The organism is Microbispora sp. GKU 823 (assembly GCF_002027145.1).
Taxonomy (GTDB): Bacteria; Actinomycetota; Actinomycetes; order Streptosporangiales; family Streptosporangiaceae; genus Microbispora; species Microbispora siamensis.
This window is the reverse complement of the sequence record NZ_MWJN01000136.1, coordinates 1-20,629: the sequence shown is the minus strand read 5'-3', so window position 1 is coordinate 20,629 and position 20,629 is coordinate 1. Positions and strand designations below refer to the sequence as shown.

The 20,629-nt window shown below is 72.4% G+C and carries 19 protein-coding genes; 10 read left to right on the top strand and 9 right to left on the bottom strand.

Annotated elements, in window-relative coordinates; genetic code table 11:
* Positions 1–149: 149 nt before the first annotated feature.
* From B1L11_RS40345 to B1L11_RS40335, 3 genes are read right to left on the bottom strand one after another with little or no spacing between them, the layout of a single operon-like run.
* A complete protein-coding gene (locus B1L11_RS40345) occupies positions 150–794 on the bottom strand; it encodes an amino acid ABC transporter permease (RefSeq protein WP_079320493.1) in 645 nt (214 codons plus the stop codon).
* Positions 794–1,723 (bottom strand): glutamate ABC transporter substrate-binding protein, encoded by a 930-nt coding sequence (locus B1L11_RS40340; protein ID WP_079320492.1) that lies wholly within the window; start codon positions 1,721–1,723, stop codon positions 794–796. Before B1L11_RS40340 ends, B1L11_RS40345 begins: the two co-directional genes overlap by 1 nt.
* Before the next feature lie 22 nt (positions 1,724–1,745).
* Positions 1,746–2,474: an amino acid ABC transporter ATP-binding protein gene (locus B1L11_RS40335; protein ID WP_079320491.1), complete on the bottom strand. Its 729-nt coding sequence runs from the start codon at positions 2,472–2,474 to the stop codon at positions 1,746–1,748.
* Positions 2,475–2,578: 104 nt separating this feature from the next.
* Here B1L11_RS40335 and B1L11_RS40330 point away from each other — a divergent pair, with 104 nt between their 5' ends.
* Together B1L11_RS40330 and B1L11_RS40325 are read left to right on the top strand one after the other, a co-directional pair.
* Complete coding sequence (locus B1L11_RS40330; protein ID WP_220506223.1) at positions 2,579–3,721, top strand: ROK family protein; 1,143 nt, start codon at positions 2,579–2,581, stop codon at positions 3,719–3,721.
* 27 nt (positions 3,722–3,748) lie between these two features.
* Positions 3,749–4,399: an HAD hydrolase-like protein gene (locus B1L11_RS40325; protein ID WP_079320489.1), complete on the top strand. Its 651-nt coding sequence runs from the start codon at positions 3,749–3,751 to the stop codon at positions 4,397–4,399.
* Positions 4,400–4,479: 80 nt separating this feature from the next.
* Here the strand turns inward: B1L11_RS40325 and B1L11_RS40320 are convergent, their stop codons facing one another.
* Genes B1L11_RS40320 through B1L11_RS40310 form a run of 3 tightly spaced genes read right to left on the bottom strand, consistent with a single transcriptional unit; the run spans position 4,480 to position 8,650 of the window.
* Complete coding sequence (locus B1L11_RS40320) at positions 4,480–6,204, bottom strand: glycerol-3-phosphate dehydrogenase/oxidase (protein WP_218671616.1); 1,725 nt, start codon at positions 6,202–6,204, stop codon at positions 4,480–4,482.
* A 44-nt stretch (positions 6,205–6,248) separates the two neighbouring features.
* A complete protein-coding gene (gene glpK, locus B1L11_RS40315) occupies positions 6,249–7,766 on the bottom strand; it encodes a glycerol kinase GlpK (RefSeq protein ID WP_079320487.1) in 1,518 nt (505 codons plus the stop codon).
* Positions 7,767–7,825: 59 nt separating this feature from the next.
* Positions 7,826–8,650: an MIP/aquaporin family protein gene (locus tag B1L11_RS40310; RefSeq protein WP_079320486.1), complete on the bottom strand. Its 825-nt coding sequence runs from the start codon at positions 8,648–8,650 to the stop codon at positions 7,826–7,828.
* Positions 8,651–8,939: 289 nt separating this feature from the next.
* Between B1L11_RS40310 and B1L11_RS40305 the strand changes: the two genes are divergently transcribed.
* Both B1L11_RS40305 and glpK (B1L11_RS40300) read left to right on the top strand, forming a co-directional pair.
* The gene (locus tag B1L11_RS40305; RefSeq protein WP_079320485.1) at positions 8,940–9,719 is read left to right on the top strand and encodes an IclR family transcriptional regulator; all 780 of its coding nucleotides are present in this window, start codon (positions 8,940–8,942) and stop codon (positions 9,717–9,719) included.
* A gap of 47 nt (positions 9,720–9,766) precedes the next feature.
* Positions 9,767–11,278, top strand: a complete 1,512-nt coding sequence (gene glpK, locus B1L11_RS40300; protein WP_079320484.1) for a glycerol kinase GlpK — start codon at positions 9,767–9,769, stop codon at positions 11,276–11,278.
* 12 nt (positions 11,279–11,290) lie between these two features.
* On the opposite strand, the gene B1L11_RS40295 is transcribed toward glpK (B1L11_RS40300), so the two are convergent.
* A complete protein-coding gene (locus B1L11_RS40295; RefSeq protein WP_079320483.1) occupies positions 11,291–12,937 on the bottom strand; it encodes an amidohydrolase family protein in 1,647 nt (548 codons plus the stop codon).
* A 55-nt stretch (positions 12,938–12,992) separates the two neighbouring features.
* Here B1L11_RS40295 and B1L11_RS40290 point away from each other — a divergent pair, with 55 nt between their 5' ends.
* The 3 genes from B1L11_RS40290 (at position 12,993) to B1L11_RS40280 (ending at position 17,119) form a co-directional block, all read left to right on the top strand.
* Positions 12,993–13,796, top strand: a complete 804-nt coding sequence (locus tag B1L11_RS40290; RefSeq protein ID WP_079320482.1) for a MerR family transcriptional regulator — start codon at positions 12,993–12,995, stop codon at positions 13,794–13,796.
* 109 nt (positions 13,797–13,905) lie between these two features.
* Positions 13,906–14,622: a TetR/AcrR family transcriptional regulator gene (locus tag B1L11_RS40285; RefSeq protein WP_079320481.1), complete on the top strand. Its 717-nt coding sequence runs from the start codon at positions 13,906–13,908 to the stop codon at positions 14,620–14,622.
* Between the two features lies 1 nt (position 14,623).
* Complete coding sequence (locus B1L11_RS40280; RefSeq protein WP_079320480.1) at positions 14,624–17,119, top strand: PEP/pyruvate-binding domain-containing protein; 2,496 nt, start codon at positions 14,624–14,626, stop codon at positions 17,117–17,119.
* Here B1L11_RS40280 and B1L11_RS40275 read toward each other — a convergent pair.
* Entirely contained in the window at positions 17,073–17,660 is a 588-nt protein-coding gene (locus B1L11_RS40275; protein ID WP_079320479.1) for a hypothetical protein, read from the bottom strand. The two genes, B1L11_RS40280 and B1L11_RS40275, sit on opposite strands and share 47 nt — an antisense overlap.
* Before the next feature lie 142 nt (positions 17,661–17,802).
* A complete protein-coding gene (locus tag B1L11_RS40270) occupies positions 17,803–18,000 on the bottom strand; it encodes a hypothetical protein (protein WP_143737896.1) in 198 nt (65 codons plus the stop codon).
* A 185-nt stretch (positions 18,001–18,185) separates the two neighbouring features.
* Between B1L11_RS40270 and B1L11_RS40265 the strand changes: the two genes are divergently transcribed.
* The 3 genes from B1L11_RS40265 to B1L11_RS40255 all read left to right on the top strand — a co-directional run bounded on the left by B1L11_RS40265 (position 18,186) and on the right by B1L11_RS40255 (position 20,616).
* Entirely contained in the window at positions 18,186–18,884 is a 699-nt protein-coding gene (locus B1L11_RS40265) for a methyltransferase domain-containing protein (RefSeq protein ID WP_079320494.1), read from the top strand.
* A gap of 281 nt (positions 18,885–19,165) precedes the next feature.
* Positions 19,166–19,612, top strand: a complete 447-nt coding sequence (locus tag B1L11_RS40260) for a class I SAM-dependent methyltransferase (protein ID WP_218671615.1) — start codon at positions 19,166–19,168, stop codon at positions 19,610–19,612.
* Positions 19,613–19,680: 68 nt separating this feature from the next.
* Positions 19,681–20,616, top strand: coding sequence for a PP2C family protein-serine/threonine phosphatase (locus B1L11_RS40255; protein ID WP_143737895.1), 936 nt, complete (start codon positions 19,681–19,683; stop codon positions 20,614–20,616).
* The last annotated feature ends 13 nt before the right edge of the window (positions 20,617–20,629 follow it).

Genomic DNA, 20,629 nt, shown 5'->3' with positions numbered 1-20,629 from the left:
CTGCCAGCGCTCGGCGGCGAGCTGCCCGTTGGCGGCGAACTGGCGCACGGCCAGGGCCAGCAGGGCGAGCAGCACCAGCACGCCCGCGACGGTGGCGAGGCGGATGCGGCGGCGGGCGCGCGGGCCCGGCTCGTCGAACAGCAGGTTGCTCACCGCGCCACCGCCAGCCGCCGTTCGAGCCGCCCGGTCACGAACCCGGCGCAGGCGGCGACCGCCGCGTACGCCAGGCCCGCCCCCACGAAGATCGGGATCGGCTGCGCCTCCAGCAGGTTCACCCGGTTGGCGGCGGCGGTCAGTTCGACCACGCCCACGGCCGCCGCGAGCGAGGTGTTCATCGTGAGCGCGATGAAGATGTTGCCGATCGGCTGCACGACGGTCCGCAGCGCCTGGGGCAGCACGACGTGGCGCAGCGACTGGCCGAACGTCAGCCCCAGAGCGCGGGCCGCCTCGCCCTGACCGGCGGAGATCGCGTTGACGCCCGAGCGGAGGGCCTCGGCGATGTAGGCGCCCTCGTACAGCGCGATCACCACGACGGCCGTGGTGGTCAGGCCGGCCTTGAGCCCGATCTCGGGCAGGCCGAAGACCGCGAGCACGAGCAGCACGAGCAGCGGGAGGTTCTGCAGGGTCTCGACGTAGACGGTCGCGACCGCGCGCAGGACCGGGACCGGCCCGACCCGCATCGCCACGATCACGAGCCCCACGACCGCGGCGCCGGCGAACGACGCCGCGGTCATCTGGAGGGTCACGACCAGCCCCTGCCAGAACTCGGGCAGGTGATCAAACAGCGCCGACATCAGGAACCCGGCACCGACCCGATCTCGGGCGGCGTGGGGGCCTCGCCCTGCACGACCGTGCCGAGGGAGTTCTTCCAGATGTCCTGCCAGACGCCGTTCGCCTGGATCTTCTTCAGCCAGTCGTTGACGAACGACTTGAACTGGTCGTCGCCGTGCTTGAGGCCGATGCCGTACGGGTCCTGGGTGAACGGCTTGGTCACGACCTGCAGTTCGGGGTCCTTCTTGGCGTCGGCGACCAGCAGCGTCTCGTCCTGCACGTAGGCGACGCCGCGGTCCTGCTTGAGCGCCTGGACGCACTCGGGGTCGCCGCCGAAGGTGATGATCTTCGCCTGCGGCGCGAGCTTCTTGATCGCGGGGATGGCGGGAGTGTTGGCCCCGGCGATGACGGTCTTGCCGTTCAGGTCCTGCGGCGAGGAGATCCCCGTCGTGCCCTTCTTCACCGCGATGGACAGGCCCGAGGAGTAGTAGGGACCGGCGAAGGCGACCTGCTGGGCCCGCTCCGGCGTGATCGTGTAGGTCTGGAAGACCACGTCCACGGTGCCGTTGCTCAGCAGCGCCTCGCGGGTCTCCGACGCCGAGTTGACGATCTTCACCTTCGGCTGCCCGATGATGTACTTGGCCAGCGCCTTGCCGAGGTCGGCGTCGAAGCCCTCCACCTCGCCGGTGGCCGGGTTCTGCTGGGACAGCAGCGGCGCGTCGAGCGAGCCCCCGACGATCAGTTCGCCGCGCTGCTTGATCTTCTCCATCGTCGAGCCGGGCAGGATGTCCGCGGCGGCGGCCACCGGCGCCTTGGCGAGCACGCCACCGCCGCCGCCGTCGCTCGCGCCCGCGCCCGGCACGGCCGAGCCGGCCGAGTCCGTCCCGGCACAGGCCGTCAGGCCGGCCATCGCCACAGCGGCGACAGCGGCCACCCGCTTAATGGACACCATCGGGGTCCACCGTCCTTTGCGATCAGTGCGTGAGTACCTTGGCCAGGAAGTCCCTGGCCCGATCGGTCCGGGGGGAGTCGAAGAAGGCGTTCGGCTCTCCCGTCTCGACGATCCGGCCGCCGTCCATGAACACCACGCGGTCGGCCGCGCGGCGCGCGAACCCCATCTCGTGGGTGACGACGACCATGGTCATGCCGTCGGCGGCCAGGCCCGTCATCACGTCGAGGACCTCGCCGACCATCTCCGGGTCGAGCGCCGAGGTGGGCTCGTCGAAGAGCATGACCTTGGGCCGCATGGCGAGCGCGCGGGCGATGGCGGCGCGCTGCTGCTGGCCGCCCGACAGCCGCGCGGGCTGCTTGCCGGCCTGCTCGGCGATGCCGACCCGGGCCAGCAGCTCGTGGGCGGTCCGCTCGGCCTCGGCGCGGCTCACGCCGCGCACCTTCATCGGCGCGAGCATCACGTTCTCCAGCACGGTCTTGTGCTGGAAGAGGTTGAAGCTCTGGAAGACCATCCCCACGTCGGCCCGCAGCCGGGCCAGCGCGCGGCCCTCCGCGGGCACGGGCTCTCCGTCGACGAGGATCTCGCCCGAGTCCGCCGCTTCCAGCCGGTTGAGGCACCGGCACAGCGTCGACTTGCCGGACCCCGAGGGGCCGATCACCACCACGACCTCGCCGCGCGCCACGTCGAGGTCGACGTCGTGCAGCACGTGGTGCTCACCGAACCACTTGTTGAGGCCTCGTACCCGAATCATCGCCATCTTCCTTCGAAATCGAAGATATGGCGGACCGTAATGGATGATTCTGGGCGAAGTCAACGCGTTGGCGCATAAAGTCAAGTCGTGGTATTCCTTCCTCCATGCCAGGCAAAGAGAGGTTGCCGGTGCGGGGGGCGCAGGGCGACCTCCTGCGCCTCGTCGCCGCCGGCCACGCCGAGTCGCGGGCGGAACTCGCCCGCCTGTCCGGCCTGGCGGCCTCCAGCGTCTCGCTGCGCGTCGAAGAGCTGATCGGCAGCGGGCTGCTGGTGGAGGAGGGCGCGGGCACCTCGCGCGGCGGCCGGCGACCCCGCCGGCTGCGGCTCAGCCCCAGCGCGGGACTGCTCGCGGTCGCCGACCTGGGCGCCCACCACGCGCGCCTCGGCCTCCTCGACCTCAGCGGCACCCCGCTGGTGGTCGAGGAGCGCCCCTGCGAGATCGCGGACGGCCCCGAGGCGACCATCGACTGGATGGCGGCGGCGTTCGAGGACCTGCTGGCCGCGCACGGCCCGCCCGGAGTCCCGCTGCGCGGGGTCGGCACGGGCATCCCCGGTCCTGTGGACCCGGCGACCGGCCGGGTCGTCGCGCCCTCGCGCATGCCCGGCTGGAACAACTTCCCCGTCGCGGAACGCCTCGGCGCGCACTTCGACCTGCCGGTGCTGGTGGAGAACGACGCCAACCTCATGGCGGCCGGTGAGGCCAGGTCGTGGCCGAAGTGCGAGACGCTGATGGTGCTCAAGGCCGGCAGCGGCATCGGCTGCGGCGTGATGGTGAACGGCGCGCTCCACCGGGGGCGGGGCGCGGCCGGAGACATCAGCCATGTGCGGGTCAGGAGCGACTCGTCGGTCACCTGCTCCTGCGGGCACGACGACTGCCTGGAGGCCTACGCCAGCGGCGCGGCCCTCATGAGTGTGCTCAACGAGCAGGGCATCGAGGTGCGGCGGCCCGCCGACGTCGTCGCGCTGGTCGAGGACGGGGTGCCCGAGGCCACCGCCCTGGTGCGCAACGCCGGACGGCTCATCGGCGAGGTGCTGACCGTGCTGGTCAACTTCATCAACCCCGACGCGATCGTGGTCGGGGGCAGCCTGTCGCCGGCCGAGCCGCTGATCGCGTCGATCCGCGCGGCGGTGTACGAGCGATGTCTGCCGCTCGCCACCCGCGACCTGGAGATCTCCACCACCCGCTCGGGCCCCGACGCCGCCCTGCTCGGCGCCGGCTCCCTGCTGCTCGACGCCGTACTCGCCTGAACACCGAAGACGAACGGACAGCCGTACGTGACCCGATACTGCCTTTTCGACCTCGACGGCACGCTGACCGACCCCGAGACCGGCATCGTCGCCTCGATGCGGCACGCCCTTTCCGCGGTCGGGATGCCGGAGGTGGAACACGGGCGGCTCCGCGCCATGATCGGCCCTCCCCTTCAGGACGGCTTCCTCCTGCTCGGCGTGCCGCCGGAGCGTCTCGGCGACGCGGTGCTCGCGTACCGCGAGCGCTACACCACCGGCGGAATGTACGAGAACGAGGTCATCCCGGGAATCCCCGCCGTGCTCGAGGCTCTCGTCGCCGACGGCTGGACCCTGGCGGTGGCGACGTCGAAACCGGCCGTCTACGCGGAGAAGATCCTGGTGCACTTCGGGCTCGACGGCTACTTCGCGTACGTGGCCGGGGCGACGCTCGACGGGTCGCGGCGGCACAAGGCGGATGTCATCCGCCACGCCCTCGACGTGCTCGGCGCCCCGCCCGAGGCGACCGTCATGATCGGCGACCGCATGGAGGACGTCGCCGGCGCGGCCGCGTGCCGTGTGCCGTGCATCGCCGTGACGTGGGGGTTCGGCGAGGCGTCCGAATTCGCCGATCCCGGCCTCATCGCCGTGGCGGACACGCCCGAACGCCTCCTCGAGGTGCTGTCCCGGACGGCGAGCTAGCGTCGCGGAACGCCCGCTCGGGACCCCGGTGGCCGCCTCCGGTGACCCGGAGGCGGCCATGCCCGTACGGGCGCCGGAGCCTAGGCCACCTTGCCCACGTTGCCCACTTGGCCCGCCGGGGCAGCGGCCGCCGCGAGCCGTACGGCGTTCGCGGCGGCGTCGTCGATCTCACGCTGCGCGGCGAGGTCGGCCTCCACGCCGGACCGGTAGGCGTCGATCTCCGCGCGCACCCGGTCGTCGTCCCAGCCGAGGACGGGCGCGATCAGCGCGGCGACCTCGGGGGCCGCCGCGAGCCCGTGGTCCCGCTCCTCGATGAAGACGCGGGTGCGGCGGACCAGGACGTCCTCCAGGTGCAGCGCCCCCTCGTGCGTGGCCGCGTACACGGCCTCGGCCTTGAGGTAGCCCTCCGCGCCGGGGATCGGCTCCCCCAGGCCGGGGTCGGCCTCGATCAGCGCGAGCACCTCCTCGACGCAGGAGCCGTACCGGCCGAGCAGGTGCTCGACGCGCGCGACGGGCAGCCCCGCGCGCCCGGCGAGGCGACGCTTGTTGTTGCGCAGCGCCTCGAACCCGGCGGCCCCGAGGACGGGGACGCGGTCGGTGACCGACGCGGGCACGTTCTGGCCGAGACCGGCCACCGCGACGTCGACGGCGTCCTTGGCCATCACGCGGTAGGTGGTGTACTTGCCGCCCGCGACGATGACCAGGCCGGGCTCGGGCCGGATGACCGCGTGCTCCCTGGAGAGCTTCACGGTCTCCGACGACGATCCCGACCCGCCCAGCAGCGGGCGCAGGCCCGCGTAGACGCCCTCGATGTCGTCGTGGGTGAGCGGCGTCCGGAGCACGGCGTTGACGTGCTCCAGGATGTAGTCGATGTCGGCCCGCGTGGGGGCCGGCTCGACCTTGTCCAGGTCCCAGGGCGTGTCGGTGGTGCCGACGATCCAGTGCGGACCCCAGGGGATCACGAACAGCACGCTCTTCTCGGTGCGCAGGATCAGCCCGGTGTCGAGGCGGATCCGCTCCCGCGGCACGACGAGGTGCACGCCCTTGGACGCCTGGACGGTCACCGACCCCCGCGAGCCCGGCGACGCCCCCGCGAGCCGCTGGATCTCGTCGGTCCACACGCCCGTGGCGTTGATCACCTGGCGGGCCCGGACGCGCAGTTCGGCGCCGCCCTCCAGATCGCGCACCACCGCGCCGGTGACCCGGCCGCCGTCACGGAGGAAACCGGTGACCTTGGTGCGGGTGGTGACGCAGGCGCCGTACTGCATGGCCGTGCGGGCCACCGTCATCGTGAAGCGGGCGTCGTCGACCTGGGCGTCGTAGTACTGGATCGCCCCGACGAGCGCGTCGCTGCGCAGGCCGGGGGCCTCGCGCAGGGCCCGGCTGTGGCTGAGCTGGCGGTGCCGCGGCAGCGCGCGGGCGCCGCCGAGCGTGTCGTACAGCAGCACGCCCGCGCCGACGTACCCGCGCTCCCACACCCGGTGACGCAGCGGGAACAGGAACGGCACCGGCCGGACCAGGTGCGGGGCCAGCCGGGTCACCAGCAGGCCCCGTTCCCTGAGCGCCTCCCGCACCAGCCGGAAGTCGAGCTGCTCCAGGTAGCGCAGCCCGCCGTGGATCAGCTTGCTCGACCGGCTCGAGGTGCCGGCCGCGAGATCACGGGCCTCCACCAGCGCGACGGACAGGCCTCGCGAGACCGCGTCGAGCGCGACGCCGGCGCCGACCACCCCGCCGCCGACGACCAGGACGTCGAACTCGTCCTCGGCCAGCCTCCGCAGCGCCGCCTCCCGAGCGCGGGGACCCATGGGTACAGACATATCGGTGTTGACTCCCTCGTTGTTCAGGCAGGTCAGTCGACGTCGACCCAGTCGAGCGTCCGCTGGACGGCCTTGCGCCATCCGGCGTAGCCGCGCTCGCGCTGCTCGTCGTTCCAGGTGGGCTCCCAGCGGCGGTCCTCGTGCCAGTTGCGCTTGAGGTCGTCGGTGGACTTCCAGAAGCCGACGGCCAGCCCGGCCGCGTACGCGGCGCCGAGGGCGGTGGTCTCGGCGACCACCGGGCGCGACACCGGGACGCCGAGGATGTCGGCCTGGAGCTGCATGCACAGCTCGTTGGCCGTCACGCCGCCGTCCACCCTCAGTACGTCGAGGACGACGCCGGAGTCCTGCTCCATCGCGCCGACCACGTCCTTGGTCTGATAGCAGATCGATTCGAGCGTGGCGCGGGCCAGGTGGGCGTTGGTGTTGTAGCGGGACAGGCCGACGATGGCGCCGCGGGCGTCGGACCTCCAGTAGGGCGCGAACAGGCCGGAGAACGCGGGCACGAAGTAGACGCCGCCGTTGTCCTCGACCTGCCGGGCGAGCGCCTCGCTCTGCGACGCCCCGGAGATGATGCCGAGCTGGTCGCGCAGCCACTGCACGGCCGAGCCGGTGACCGCGATCGACCCCTCCAGGGCGTACACGGGCTTGGCCGAGCCGAACTGGTAGCAGACCGTGGTGAGCAGGCCGTGCTGGGAGCGCACGAGCTCGGTGCCGGTGTTGAGCAGCAGGAAGTTGCCGGTGCCGTAGGTGTTCTTGGCCGTGCCCGGCTCGAAGCACACCTGGCCGACGGTCGCGGCCTGCTGGTCGCCGAGGTCGCCCGAGAGAGGGACCTCGCCGCCGAGCGGGCCGCCGGCGCGGGTCACGCCGTACAGGTCGGGGTTGGAGGAGGGCCGGATCTCGGGGAGCATCTGGCGGGGCACGCCGAAGAACGACAGCAGCTCGTCGTCCCAGTCGAGCGTCTCCAGGTTCATCAGCATCGTGCGGCTGGCGTTGGTGGGGTCGGTGACGTGGACGCCGCCGTCGACGCCGCCCGTCAGGTTCCACAGCAGCCAGGTGTCGGTGTTGCCGAAGATCGCGTCGCCGCGCTCGGCGGCCTCGCGCACGCCGGGGACGTTCTCCAGGATCCACTGGATCTTGCCGCCCGAGAAGTAGGTGGCGGGCGGCAGCCCGGCCTTGCGCCGGATCACCTCGCCCTTGCCCTCCCGCTCCAGCGCCGAGGCGATGCGGTCGGTGCGGGTGTCCTGCCAGACGATGGCGTTGTAGTACGGCCGGCCGGTGCGCCGGTCCCAGACGACGGCGGTCTCGCGCTGGTTGGTGATGCCGAGCGCCGCGAGGTCGGAGGCCTGCAGGCCCGCGGTCCGCATCGCGGTCTCGACGACCGCCCGGGTGCGCTCCCAGATCTCGGTCGGGTTGTGCTCGACCCAGCCCGCCTGCGGCAGGATCTGCTGGTGTTCCAGCTGGTGGCGGGCGACCTCGTTGCCCCCGTGATCGAAGATCATGAAGCGGGTGCTGGTCGTCCCCTGGTCGACCGCGCCGACGTAGTCAGCCATTCTCGTTGCGCCTCTCGTTCGGATGAGGTGGACGTTGCTGGTCTCGGCCTGGGGGGTGATCAGCCGGCCTGCGCGGCGGGCTCCGGCGTGCGGCCGGGCTCGGGCGCGTCCGTACGCGGCAGGAAGCGGGCGACCAGGAGCTGGTAGAGCCCGGCGCCGATGACGCCGCCGACCAGCGGGCCGATGATCGGCACCCAGAAGTAGAGCCCACCGTACTGGTCGCGGAACGCCGAGCCGTACCCCGTGAAGAACGAGGCGAGGCGCGGGCCGAAGTCGCGGGCGGGGTTGATGGCGTAGCCGGCGTCGGTCCCCCACGCCATGCCGATCGCGACCACGAGCAGGCCGACGATGACCGGCGCGAGGTTGGCGAGCGGCGCCGAGTTTCGCTCGTCGGAGATCGCGAAGATCAGGAACAGCAGGATCGCCGTGCCGATGATCTGGTCACGGAGCGCTCCCCACTGGGTGACCGGCAGCGCGCCGTTGCCGGGAAGGGTGGAGAAGACCCCCTGCGTCTTGATCGTGTGCCCGGGGTCCACCTTGGCCAGGACCTCGGCGTAGTTCCACCGGACGAGCAGCGCCGCCACGAAGGCGCCCGCGGTCTGCGCCAGCGCGTACGGCAGGACCTTCCGCCAGGAGAAGCCCTTGAAGACGGCGAGGGCGACCGTGACGGCCGGGTTGAGGTGGGCGCCGCTGATGCGGGCGGCCGTGTAGACGCCGAGGGTCACCCCCAGCCCCCACGCCCACGCGATGCTGTCGTGGTCGCCGATGCCGCCCGCCGCCACCTGGGCGACCACACCGACGCCGAACAGGATGAGGATCGCCGTGCCCGCGAACTCCGCCGCCAACTCGCCGAGTAGCCGCCGGTCGCTTCGCCCTTCCGCCATCTGTCTCCTCCTTGACCACGCCCGTCACATCTCCGAAGTGCTCGGTGTGAGCGCTGCCGGTTGTCCGGACGCTAAACGGCGCCCAAGGGAGCGTCAACGAATGATCGTCGGCATTGTCGAACACTGGTCACATTCAGAACGTCGTACTACGCTCCCCGGGTATGACGCGAACAATCACATTTCGCGCGAACCCGTCCTGTTACCAAAGATCTTTCACCAGCTCAACGCATCGGTCCCGGCCAGGTGTCGGCATTGTCGAACACCGTCCGACGTGGCTAGGATCCGGGGCGTGCCAGGTCCGGTCCAGTCCATCGAGCGCGCCGCCGCGATCCTGCGGCTGCTCGCCCAGGGATCGGGGCGGCTCGGCCTCTCCGAGATCGCGAATTCCCTGGGGCTGGCCCGCGGCACGGCGCACGGCATCCTGCGCACCCTCCAGCTCGTCGGATTCGTCGAGCAGGACGAGGCGACGGGCAAATACCAGCTCGGCGCGGCGCTGCTGCACCTGGGCACCAGCTACCTCGACGTGAACGAGCTCCGCTCGCGGGCGATCAACTGGGCCGACGCTCTGGCCGCGCGCAGCGGCGAGGCGGTGCGGATCGGCACCCACCTCCAGGGCAAGGTCCTGGTCGTCCACCACGTCTTCCGGCCCGACGACAGCCTGCAGACGCTCGACGTCGGCATGCTCCTGCCCATGCACGCCACGGCGATCGGCAAGGTGCTGCTCGCCTACGACGCCAACGCGGCCGCCGCACAACAGGACGCCGTAAAGGACGGGGAGCTGGAGCAGTTCACCCGCCGCACGGTGCGGACGCACAGGGAGATGTCGCGCATGCTCGCGACCGTGCGCGAGCACGGCTGGGCGTCGGACGTCGACGAGGCCGGTATGGGCGAGGCGGGGGTGGCCGCCCCCATCAGGGGGTACGGGGGACTCGTGGTGGGCGCGATGGGCATCTCCGGCGCCACCGAGCGGATCTGCGACTCCGGCGGGCGTCCCCGCCCCGACCTGGTGGGTTATGTGCGCGACGCGGCGCGGGCCGTCTCCCGCGACCTCGGCGCCTCCCGCTGGTGATCCTCCCACCCCTCACACCGCATCCGCCGCCCGAAGGTAGGCCCGCCGTGACCCAGCGTTATGTGATGTCCATCGACCAAGGCACCACCTCGACCCGGTGCATCCTGTTCGACCAGCGCGGCCGTCTGGTGTCGGTGACGCAGCGGGAGCACAAGCAGCACTTCCCGCGTCCCGGGTGGGTGGAGCACGACGCCGTCGAGATCTGGCGCAACCTGGAGCGGATCGGCCCGGAGGCGCTCGCGCAGGCGGGCATCGGGCCGGGCGAGGTCGCCGCCGTCGGCATCGCCAACCAGCGGGAGACGACCGTCCTGTGGGACCGCCGCACGGGCGTGCCGGTCACCCCCGCCGTCGTCTGGCAGGACACCCGGACCGACACCCTGGTGGACGAGCTGTCCCGCCGCCCCGACGCGCACGTGGTGCGGGAGCGCTGCGGCCTGCCCCTGGCCACGTACTTCTCCGCCCCCACCGTCCGCTGGCTGCTGGACGACACCGACGGGCTGCGCGAGCGGGCCGAGCGCGGCGAGGTCCTGTTCGGCACGATGGAGAGCTGGCTCATCTGGAACCTCACCGGCGGCCCGGACGGCGGCGTCCACGTCACCGACGTGACCAACGCCAGCCGCACGCTGCTGATGAACCTGCGCGACCTCGACTGGGACCCGGTGCTGCTCGGCTTCTTCGGCATCCCCCGCGCGATGCTGCCGGAGATCCGCCCGTCCAGCGAGACGTACGGCGTGGCGCGGCGGGTGCTGCCCGGCGTGCGGATCTCCGCCGCGCTCGGCGACCAGCAGGCCGCGCTGTTCGGGCAGACCTGCTTCCACCGCGGCGAGGCCAAGTGCACCTACGGCACGGGCGCCTTCCTGCTGCTCAACACCGGCACCGAGCCGGTCGCCTCCACCCACGGCCTGCTCACGACGGTCGGCTACCAGATCGGCGACCAGCCCGCGGTGTACGCCCTGGAGGGCTCCATCGCGATCACCGGCGCGCTCGTGCAGTGGTTCAGGGACCGGCTGGGGATCATCAGCACCGCCCCGGAGATCGAGACCCTGGCCCGCACGGTCGACGACAACGGCGGCTGCTACATCGTCCCGGCGTTCTCCGGGCTGTTCGCGCCCCACTGGCGCAGCGAGGCGCGCGGGGTCATCGTCGGGCTCACCTCGTACATCACCAAGGGCCATCTCGCCCGCGCCGTGCTGGAGGCCACGGGCTGGCAGACCCGCGAGGTGGTGGACGCCATGAACGCCGACGCGGGCATCGCGCTCACCACTCTCAAGGTCGACGGCGGCATGACTTCCGACAACCTGCTCATGCAGTTCATCGCCGACGTGCTGGACGTTCCGGTGGTCCGGCCCATGGTCGCAGAGACCGTCTCCCTCGGCGCGGCCTACGCCGCCGGGCTCGCCGTCGGCTACTGGCCCGACCTGGAGGGCCTGCGGCGCAACTGGCACCGGGCCGCCCAGTGGACGCCGGCGATGGACCCGAAACGGCGCGAGGACGAGTACGACAACTGGCGGCGGGCGGTCGAGCGCGCCTTCGACTGGATCAAGCCCACGGCCGGCTGACTCCGGGCGACGTCACCCGACGGGCCGTTCGAGTGACAGGTCCAGGTCGTCGAGGTCGAACCATCGGCCGGACGGCGGCTGATCGGCCATCGAGTCGCTCCAGCGCAGCCGGACACGGTCTGGGGCGGCCTCGACGATCCTGGCCTCCCGCCAGGCGGGGTCGTCACCCACGCGGGCCCACCAGGGCTCCGACAGACAGGCAAGGCCCCGGGCATGCAGGGTGCGGACGGCGTCGCCCTGGTCTCCCGCGCCGCCGAGCGGCACGCCGAAGATCGTCACAGCCTGCCAGCCTCCGGCCGTCGGCACCACCTGGCCCAGCAGTTCCCCGTCATCGCGCCGCACCTCGTGCGGCGCGGGGAAGGCGGGCCGGCTCTCCCCGATCGCCTTGACGATCTTCTCCGCCGAATCCCGCTGCCAGCGTACGCCTTCACGTTCGGCCTCACCGCCGGCGTAGGCGCGAGGATCGACGCGCCGGCCGAGCACCCACACGTCCCGGATCCGCTGCGTCGCCGTGATGTCGGCCGTCGGGTCGCCGCCGACGAGGACGAGGTCGGCACGGCGCCCCACGGCGATCTCACCGCGATCGGCCATGCCGAAGACCTCGGCAGGCGCCGCCGTCGCGGCGGTCAGCGCCTCACCCGGGGTGAATCCGGCGGCGACCATGTGCTGCAGTTCCCGGTGCAGGCTCGCGCCGAACACGAGGCCGGGGTTGGGCGCGTCGGTGCCGGCGAGCACGCGCAGGCCCGACTCCAGGAACGCCACGGTGTTGTATCGCTGGGCGGCGCCGTCCGGCGGCGCGGGCGGCATCCACCGCCTGCCCTGGCGCTCGATCACCCGCCGCCACCGAGCGCTCAGCCGCCCCGCCAGGTGCGGCTGAGCGAGCAGTGGCATGACGCCGTCCTCATCCGGAAAGCCGTCGATGATGCTCAGCGTCGCGATGACGGCCACGCCGCACCGGGCCACGTCGCTGATCTGGCGATCCGTCATGCGGTCGAAGGGCGCGTGAGCCAGGACGTCGACGCCGCACCGGGCCACGGTCACGGCCCCTGCCGCCGACGAGGCGTGCGCCACCACCGGCAGTCCGCGCTCGTGGGCGGCGGCCACGAGCGCCTCGATCGTCCGGACGTCGAGCGCGGGAATGTCGAGCATCGCACCCGAACCGTCATCGTAGATCACCTTGATGTGCGTCGCCCCCTCGGCGACCCTCCCGGCGACGAAGGACGCCGCGTCCAGCGGTCCGGTCACGTAGGGGAAGGGCGCGTACGCGATCGTCGGGTGCCCGCCCGGAGCGGTCGCACCCACGCTCGATGTGCGCATGTCGGCGAGGACGGGTCCCCGGCCGCGCTCCGAGGCGGCGACCGCGGCACGCTCGGGATCGATGGTCTCTGGCTTGCTGAACATGTCGACGACCGTCGTCACGCCGAATACGGCCGCCAGCTGCGTGCACCCCGGGAGCAGGTGGACGTGCGCGTCGACGAGGCCGGGCAGGAGGGTCCCGCCGGAGCCGTCGACGACCGCGTCGCCCGGCCGCGTCACGGACTCGTCTCCCACGGCGGCGATACGGCCGTCGCGGACGCGGACGTGCGTCACACCGGGGATCAGGCCGCGGCCGCCGAAGACACGGACACCGGTGATGGTGAAGGGCTGATGCGTGCTCATGCCGCCGACGCTAGAAGTTGACGTAACGAGAGGGTCCAGTGATTAGGCTGCGGACGTGGAGCACTCGATCAGCGAGGTGGCCCGCATGTCCGGCCTCACCCCGCGCACGCTCAGGCACTATGACGACATCGGGCTGCTGCGCCCCGCCCGCACCGCGGGTAACGGCTACCGCTGGTACGGGCGCCGGGAGCTGCTGCGCCTGCAGCGGATCCTGTTCCTCCGAGAGCTCGGCGTGCCGCTCGCCCAGATCACCCGGCTCCTCGACGGCGACGGGGACGACGTCGCCGCGTTGCGACGGCACCGCGACGATCTCGTGGCTCACCGCGACCGCCTCGACGAGATCATCCGGACCGTCGACCGCACCATCGCCGACCTCACCGGTGGGACGCACCTCAGCGAGGAGGAGTTCTTCACCGGCCTCGCGGCCCGGCGCGGCGAGCTCCGGCGGGACCTGGAGGCCCGGTACGGGACCCGCGTCGGGGAGCACTTCGCCGAGGCGGACGCGGTGACCGGCCGGTGGACCCGCCAGGAGCACGAGCAGGCGGCGGCGCACGGCCGGCGGCTGCTCCGGCGGCTGTCCGAAGCGCGTTCGGATGGCCTGGCCCCAGACAGCGTCGCGGTCCTGGACCTCATGACCGAGCACTACCAGGGCATCCGGCTGCTGTGGCCCGCCGACGCGGCCGCCTACCACGCGCTCGCGGACGTCGTGACCGGCAACCCCGGTCAGCGGGCCATGATCGAGGATATCGACCCGCTCCTTCCCCCCTGGCTGGCGAGCGCCATCCGCGCCTATGCCACCCGCCGGCTCGGCTACACCGGGAGCTCCGGGGTCAGCGCCGCGGGCCCGGCCGCCTCCTGACATCGGCCGGCCGACCCGGTCATACCCGCGACGCCCTTGCGCTCAATTTGGTGACCGTATAGTTTCTTCCAGTCAAACAATCAAAGTGGACAGATGACCGGGGTGGCGGATGAGCAGGGTGGGACGGCCTCCGCAGGATCCGGCGCGCCAGGTGGAGCGGGCGCACCGCATCCTCGACTCCGCCGCCGAACTGATCGGCCGCTGGGGCTACGACAAGACGACGATCGACGACGTCGCCCGGGAGGCCGGTGTCGCCAAGGGCACGATCTACCTGCACTGGAGGACTCGCGACGCGCTCTTCGCCGCGCTGCTGCGCAGAGAGCGGGCGCGCATGATCGAGGAGGTGCGGCGGAGCGGTCCCGCCACACCGCGCGAACTGTTCGCCGGGATCGCCGCGGGCCTGCTGCGCCGGCCGCTGCTCAAGGCGGCGCTGGTCGGCGACTCGGAGGTGCTCGGCAAGCTCGTCAGGCAGAAGCGGCACAGCCCCGGCGCGGTGAATCTCGGCGAGGCGTTCGACGCCTACTACAGCACGCTCACGCGGGTGGGCGCGGCCAGGGACCTGTCGGGCGACCACGTCCTGGTGATCGGCTCGATCATGTACGGGTTCCTCACCGTGCCGTGGCTGCTCCCCGGCGGGCCTCCCCCGGAGGAGCGGCTCGCCGCGCTGCTCGCCGACATGGTCGAACACGCCATCGGCACCGGACGGGAGCTGCCGGAGGACGCCGTGCGCGCCGTGGAACGGGCCACCCTCGACTATCTCGACACGATCGTGGACGGCGCCCGCCGGAAGCTGGCGGACTCCCTGGGCTCTTCGAGGAGCGTGTGACATGAGGGCTGTCATCCCCTTGGACGATGCCGGCGCCGACCTCGCCACGGTGGGCGGGAAGGGCGCTTCTCTGGCCGCCCTCGCAAGGGCGGGGCTGCCCGTCCCCGGTGGCTTCCACGTCACCACCGAGGCCTACCGGGCCTTCGTGGCGGACTTACGCGAGGAGACACTGGCCGCCGCGGCGGCGGGCGACGCCGAGCGGATCGCGGCCCTGTTCGCCGGGCGCGAGGTTCCCGGCCCGATCGCCGCCGAGATCCGCGCCGCGTACGCCGCGCTGGGCGACGACGTCCCGGTGGCCGTGCGCTCGTCCGCCACCGCCGAGGACCTCCCCGGCATGTCGTTCGCCGGGCAGCAGGACACGTTCCTCAACGTCACAGCCGACGGGCTGCTGGACGCGGTCAAGCGCTGCTGGGCCTCCCTCTGGAACGCCCGCGCCATCGCCTACCGGGAACAGAACGGCGTGCCGCACGACGACGTCGCTCTGGCCGTCGTGGTCCAGGAGCTCGTGGACGCCGACGCGGCGGGCGTCATGTTCACCGCCGACCCCGTCACCGGCGCCCGCGACAGGACCGTGATCAATGCGTCGTGGGGCCTCGGCGAGGCCGTGGTCGGCGGCCAGGTCATCCCCGACACGGTCGTCGTCTCCGGCGGCGCGGTCGTCGAGGAGCGGACCGGGGACAAGACCGTCATGACCGTCCGCACCCCCGGCGGCACCCGCGAGGAGCCGGTCCCCGAGGACATGCGCCGGATTCCCGTCCTCACCGGGGCGCAGGCCCTGGCGCTGGCCGACCTGGGAGCGCGCGTCCAGGGGCTGTACGGCACGCCGATGGACGTGGAGTGGACGAGGAGCGCCGGCACGTTCGCCCTCGTCCAGGCCCGCCCGATCACCGCTTCCGGGCCCAGGGTGGAAGAGTGGAACGACAGCCTGAAGGGCGACTACCTGTGGACGTCCGGCAACCTCGGGGAAGCCATTCCGGACGTCATGACGCCCATCACCTGGTCGTTCGTCCGCCTGTTCATCGACGAGGCCATGTCGGCGGCCACGGTGCCCGGGTTCGATCTGGTCGGCAACATCGGCGGCCGTTTCTACATGAACCTGAGCATCGCGGTCTCCGTGGCCCGTGCCTTGGGCATGCGGAGCAGGCTCGGCGCGATCGAACAGGTCTTCGGCAGGCTGCCGCCAGGCCTGGAGGTGCCGCCTCTCGAGATGTCCCGCCTGCGGATCATCACGTTGGTGCTGCCCATAGCCGTCCGCATCCAGCGCAAGGTCAGGACGAACCTCAGAGGCATGCGCGCCTTCCTGGCCACCTCGCTGGAGCGGTGCGAGGAGCTGCGCGCCGCGATCCGGTCCACGTCGTCGGCGCCGGAACTGGCCGACCTGTGGTCGCGGGCCGTCGAGCCGCATTTCGTCACGGCCTGCCGCATGCTGGAGGCCGCGGGGCGGCAGGGGGGCAGCATGCTCGTCCTCACCCGCGACAGGCTGCGCAAGATGGTGGGCGAGACCGACGCGGAAGCCATGCTGACAGGCGCGAGCGGCGAGGGCGAGCTGGCCAGTCTCGGCCTGATCACGGGACTGAACCGGCTGGCCACAGGCGAGATCACCAGGGAGACCTTCGTCAGGCTCTACGGCCACCGGGGCCCGCACGAGTTCGAGGTGTCCGCCCCACGCCCCGGGGAGGACCCCGCCTGGATCGACGCACAGCTCGCGGCGCTGCAGGACATGCGGGCCGGCGCGGACGGCCTGCTGGCCCGGCAGCGCAAGGCCAGGGAGGAGGCGTGGGCGCGGTTCGCCCGGCGCCATCCCCGCCGGGAGACCGCGATGCGGGCCAGGGTCGAGCGCTGGGCCGGGGTGGTGCGCGACCGCGAGGCCACCAGGTCGGAGGTCATCCGCGCGTTCTGGGTGCTGCGAGCCTTCGTCCTGCGGGCCGGCGAGCTGACCGGCCACGGCGACGACCTGTTCCACCTCTACCTGGACGAACTGCTCGCCGTGCTCCGCGGCGACGCCACCCCGCTGGAGCGGGTGCCCGTCCGGCGTGCGACGTACGAGATGTATGCGGCGCTCCCGCCGTACCCGACGCTCATCGTGGGCCGGTTCGACCCGGTTCGCTGGGCGGCCGACCCCGGCAGGCGCGCCGACGTCTACGACGCCCGCGGCACCGTACTGCCGGCCCTGGACACCGTGACCGGCTTCCCCGGCGCGCCCGGCGTGGTCGAGGGAGTCGCCAGGGTGATCGCCCGGCCCGAGGACGGCGATCGGCTCCAGCCCGGCGAGATCCTGGTCACCACACTCACCAACGTGGGCTGGACACCGCTGTTCCCGCGCGCGGCGGCCGTGGTCACCGACGTCGGGGCGCCGCTGTCGCACGCCTCCATCGTGGCCCGCGAGCTGGGCATCCCCGCCGTCGTGGGCACCGGCAACGCCACGATGCGGGTGCGCGACGGTGACAGGATCAGAGTGGACGGCGCCCGAGGCACGGTGGAACTGCTCGGCGCGTGACGGCTCGCCCCGGGCGGGGCGGAGCCGCGTGAGTGCGGTCAGGGCTTTCTGATGAGGTCGTCCAGCTTCCGCGCCAGTAGAGATCGCGCATGTCCGGATCGGTGAGGATCAGCCAGATCATGTTCCGATCACGGCTCGGCACCGTGGCGAAGTCGACGTGCAGGGCCGCGGCGAGCCGGTTCCAGGCGATCAGGTCCCGGCGGTGGTCGAGGGCGTACGCCGGGCCGTTGAAGTTGTCGACGAGCGCCTGGTAGTGCCGCTGGGCGGAGGGTGAGCGCGTGCTCGTGGGCGAGTGCGAACGGGGTGCCGAGCCGCCGCCGAGCTCGGCCTGGTGCAGCGGCACATGCTCCTGGGCGCCCTGGGGTTCGCCGCCTTCAACCTGCTGTGGACGGGCCTGACCCTGCTGCTGTCCGGGCCGGCCTACGGCTACACCGACGCGATCATCGGACTCTTCGGCCTGCTCGGCCGTCGCCGGGCGGGTCACCACCGCGTACATGGGGTCGAACGTCATCGCCGGAGCGCTCGGAAGCGCGGCGGCCACCCGACTGTCCTCGTATGCCGGATGGCCGGCGCTCTCCGTGGCCGGTCTCACCTGCGGAGCGCTCGCACTCCTGATCCTGCGGGTGAGCCCTGCGACCGCGTCCGCCTAGGCGGCCGTCCCGTCCGCGAGGAGCCGGCCCGGCTCAGGAGGTCGGGCCGATGTCGGGCTCGGGTTCGGGCATCGCCGACTCGTCGCCCGTCGCCGGCGGCGTCTCGGCGGCCGGCGTCTCGATGTCGGACACTCCGCCGATCATCTCGTCCAGGCCCCCGTCGTCCGGTTCCGGCGTCAGCGGCTCGGGCGAGGCGCCCCTCGCGTCCCGCGCTCCGGATCTGTCCGCCACCACGTCCGCGTCTCCTCCCACGTGTCCTCTCCGTTGTCCGCCGGTCCCCCCGGCCCGCGGATCACGCATGACCGCTCACCTGCCCCCGTCGTACGGCCTTCATTCATCCTCGCAAAGACCCGTCATGCGTACGCCCCGGCCTCCCGGGGGTAGACGAGAGGTGATCGGAGCGAGGAGTGGACGGGATGGACAGGCGTCGGCGTGACCTGGTCGACCGGGACCTCGAGGAGGCGGCGGCCGACCTCCTGGCGCACGACCCCCGGCTGCGCGGTCTGGACGTGCGGGTCCGCTTCGACGGCGGCGTGGCGCACGTCGAGGGCGACGTGCCGGCCGCCGCCGACCTCGCCGTGCTGCGCGAGCGTCTCGGCCGGCTGGCCGGGGTGCTGGCGGTGTGGGACCGGGTGCGGGTGGCCGGCGCCGCGCCCCGGGTCGTCGACCTCGGCTGCGGCGGCACCAAGCAGCACCGCGACAACGTCGGCATCGACCTGCGCCCCGGCCCGGTGGTCGACGTGCTGGCCGACCTGGCGTACGGGGTGCCGCTGGCGGACGAGTCGGTGGACCAGATCTTCGTGGTGCACGTGCTGGAGCACCTGGCCGACTATCTGCCCCTGCTGCGCGAGTGCCACCGCGTGCTGCGGCCGGGCGGCGTGCTGCACGTCCTCGCTCCCTGGTGGCGGCACGTCAACGCGGTGGCCGACCCGACGCACGTCCGGCTGATCGACGTGCAGACGTTCAAGCACCTGTGCCGGCCCGACGACGCGGGCCGGTGCTGGTATCCACTGCTGGTCGCGCGCGACGAGTCCACGGTCTTCGCGGACCTTGTTCCGGCGAAGGACGGCCGGGAGCCCGCCTGCGAGCGGCGGCTGGCCCGCTTCTTCGACTGAGCGGGCGGCCGGCGTGTGAGAGGCTGCCGCTGGAACCGACAGGGCGGGGAGAGCGATGACGGGCAAGACCGAAGAAGAGCGCCGCGAGTACGCCCACCGGCTGGCCGCCGAGCACATGGAGAGCGGTGACCCGCTCGGCTGGTTCGAGCCGCTGTACTCGGCGGCCGAGCGTGGTGAGGCGGTCGTTCCCTGGGCCCACCTGGTGGCCAACCCCTACCTGGTCGAGTGGGCGGGCGGCCGCCCCGGCAGGGGGGCGCCGCGCGCTGGTCGTGGGCTGCGGCATGGGCGACGACGCGGAGCACCTGGCCGGCCTGGGATGGGCGGTGACCGCCTTCGACGTGTCGCCTACCGCTGTGGAGGCCGCCCGGCGCCGTTTCCCCGGCTCCCCCGTCCGGTACGCCGCCGCCGACCTGCTCGCGCCCCCGCAGGAGTGGCGGCAGGCGTTCGACGTGGTGGTGGAGATCTACACCGTGCAGGTGCTGCGCGGCGAACTGCGCGAGCGAGCCATCCGCGCGGCCGGCACGCTCGTCGCCCCCGGCGGCACGCTGCTGGTGGTCGCCCGCGCGCGGGAGGACGGCGACCCGCCGGGCCGGATCGCCCGGCCGCTGACCCGGTCCGAGATCGACGCGTTCGCGGCCGGCGGGCTGCGCCCGGTGCGCGTACGGGACGTGTACGACGACGAGACCCCGCCGGTACGCCGCTGGGTCGCCGAGTTCGCCCGAGACTGAGGTAATTCGTTCCTCAAAATGTCATGGCGTTCCTGCTCGCACCACGGGTTATGGCGCATCGTGGATAGGTGGTGCGGGACCACGGGGGTGGGCAGATGGAGCAGGGCATCCCCCCTTCTCATGATGGTGAGCTGTCGCGCGCCCTGTCGGGCATGCTGGAGGACAGCCACCTGGCGGCGTTCGAGGACATCCCGTCGCTGGTCGACCGCCACAAAGGCGAGGCGGGCTTCGAGGAGATCGGCATCTACCTGGCCGACCTGCAGCAGAGCGTGCTGCGCCGGTTGTGGGGCCCCGGCGGGGAGGGCGCCCAGCCGGAGGAGCTGAAGATCGACACCACGCTCGCCGGGCGCGCCCTGCAGGAGGTGCGCATGCTGCGGGGCGGCTCGGAGGGCGACGCCCCGGGCCAGTGGTGGGTTCCCCTGCTGGACGGCACCGAGCGCCTCGGTGTGCTCCACATGACCTCCGAGAGGGGCGACGTCGAGGAGCGCATGCGGCACGTCTCGTCCCTCATCGCGCTGATCGTCGTCAGCAAGCGCTCGTTCAGCGACTGTCACGCGCGGCTCGTGCGGAGCCGCCCGATGAACGTGGCGGCCGAGATGCAGTGGAACCTGATGCCGCCGCTGACGTTCGCCACGCCGAAGGTGACGATCGGCGCGGTGCTGGAGCCGGCGTACGAGATCGGCGGCGACGCCTTCGACTACTCCACCGCGGGTTCGCAGGCGCACGTGGGGGTCTTCGACGCGATGGGCCACGACGTGTCGGCCGGGCTGACCGCGAACCTCGCGGTGGCCGCCTGCCGCAACCATCGGCGGCAGGGCATGGGCCTGGTGCGCAACAGCGAGGCGATCGAGCGGGTTCTGATCGACGAGTTCGGCCGGGGCGACCGCTTCGTCACGGCGGTCATCGGCGACCTCGATCTCGGCACCGGAGTGTTCACCTGGGTCAACCGCGGCCACCACGCGCCGGTGCTCGATCCGCCACCGGTCGCTGGATCTCCACCCTGAAGTGCCCGCCCGC

Excerpts from the sequence above, each read along its gene's own strand:
- B1L11_RS40320 (WP_218671616.1), bottom strand. The coding sequence starts at position 6,204 with ATGGGTCCCCGCGCTCGGGAGGCGGCGCTGCGGAGGCTGGCCGAGGAC.
- B1L11_RS40340 (WP_079320492.1), bottom strand. The coding sequence starts at position 1,723 with ATGGTGTCCATTAAGCGGGTGGCCGCTGTCGCCGCTGTGGCGATGGCC.
- B1L11_RS40260 (WP_218671615.1), top strand. The coding sequence starts at position 19,166 with ATGGGCGACGACGCGGAGCACCTGGCCGGCCTGGGATGGGCGGTGACC.
- glpK (WP_079320487.1), bottom strand. The coding sequence starts at position 7,766 with ATGGCTGACTACGTCGGCGCGGTCGACCAGGGGACGACCAGCACCCGC.
- B1L11_RS40330 (WP_220506223.1), top strand. The coding sequence starts at position 2,579 with ATGCCAGGCAAAGAGAGGTTGCCGGTGCGGGGGGCGCAGGGCGACCTC.
- B1L11_RS40335 (WP_079320491.1), bottom strand. The coding sequence starts at position 2,474 with ATGATTCGGGTACGAGGCCTCAACAAGTGGTTCGGTGAGCACCACGTG.
- B1L11_RS40310 (WP_079320486.1), bottom strand. The coding sequence starts at position 8,650 with ATGGCGGAAGGGCGAAGCGACCGGCGGCTACTCGGCGAGTTGGCGGCG.
- B1L11_RS40285 (WP_079320481.1), top strand. The coding sequence starts at position 13,906 with ATGAGCAGGGTGGGACGGCCTCCGCAGGATCCGGCGCGCCAGGTGGAG.
- B1L11_RS40280 (WP_079320480.1), top strand. The coding sequence starts at position 14,624 with ATGAGGGCTGTCATCCCCTTGGACGATGCCGGCGCCGACCTCGCCACG.
- B1L11_RS40295 (WP_079320483.1), bottom strand. The coding sequence starts at position 12,937 with ATGAGCACGCATCAGCCCTTCACCATCACCGGTGTCCGTGTCTTCGGC.
- B1L11_RS40345 (WP_079320493.1), bottom strand. The coding sequence starts at position 794 with ATGTCGGCGCTGTTTGATCACCTGCCCGAGTTCTGGCAGGGGCTGGTC.
- B1L11_RS40265 (WP_079320494.1), top strand. The coding sequence starts at position 18,186 with ATGGACAGGCGTCGGCGTGACCTGGTCGACCGGGACCTCGAGGAGGCG.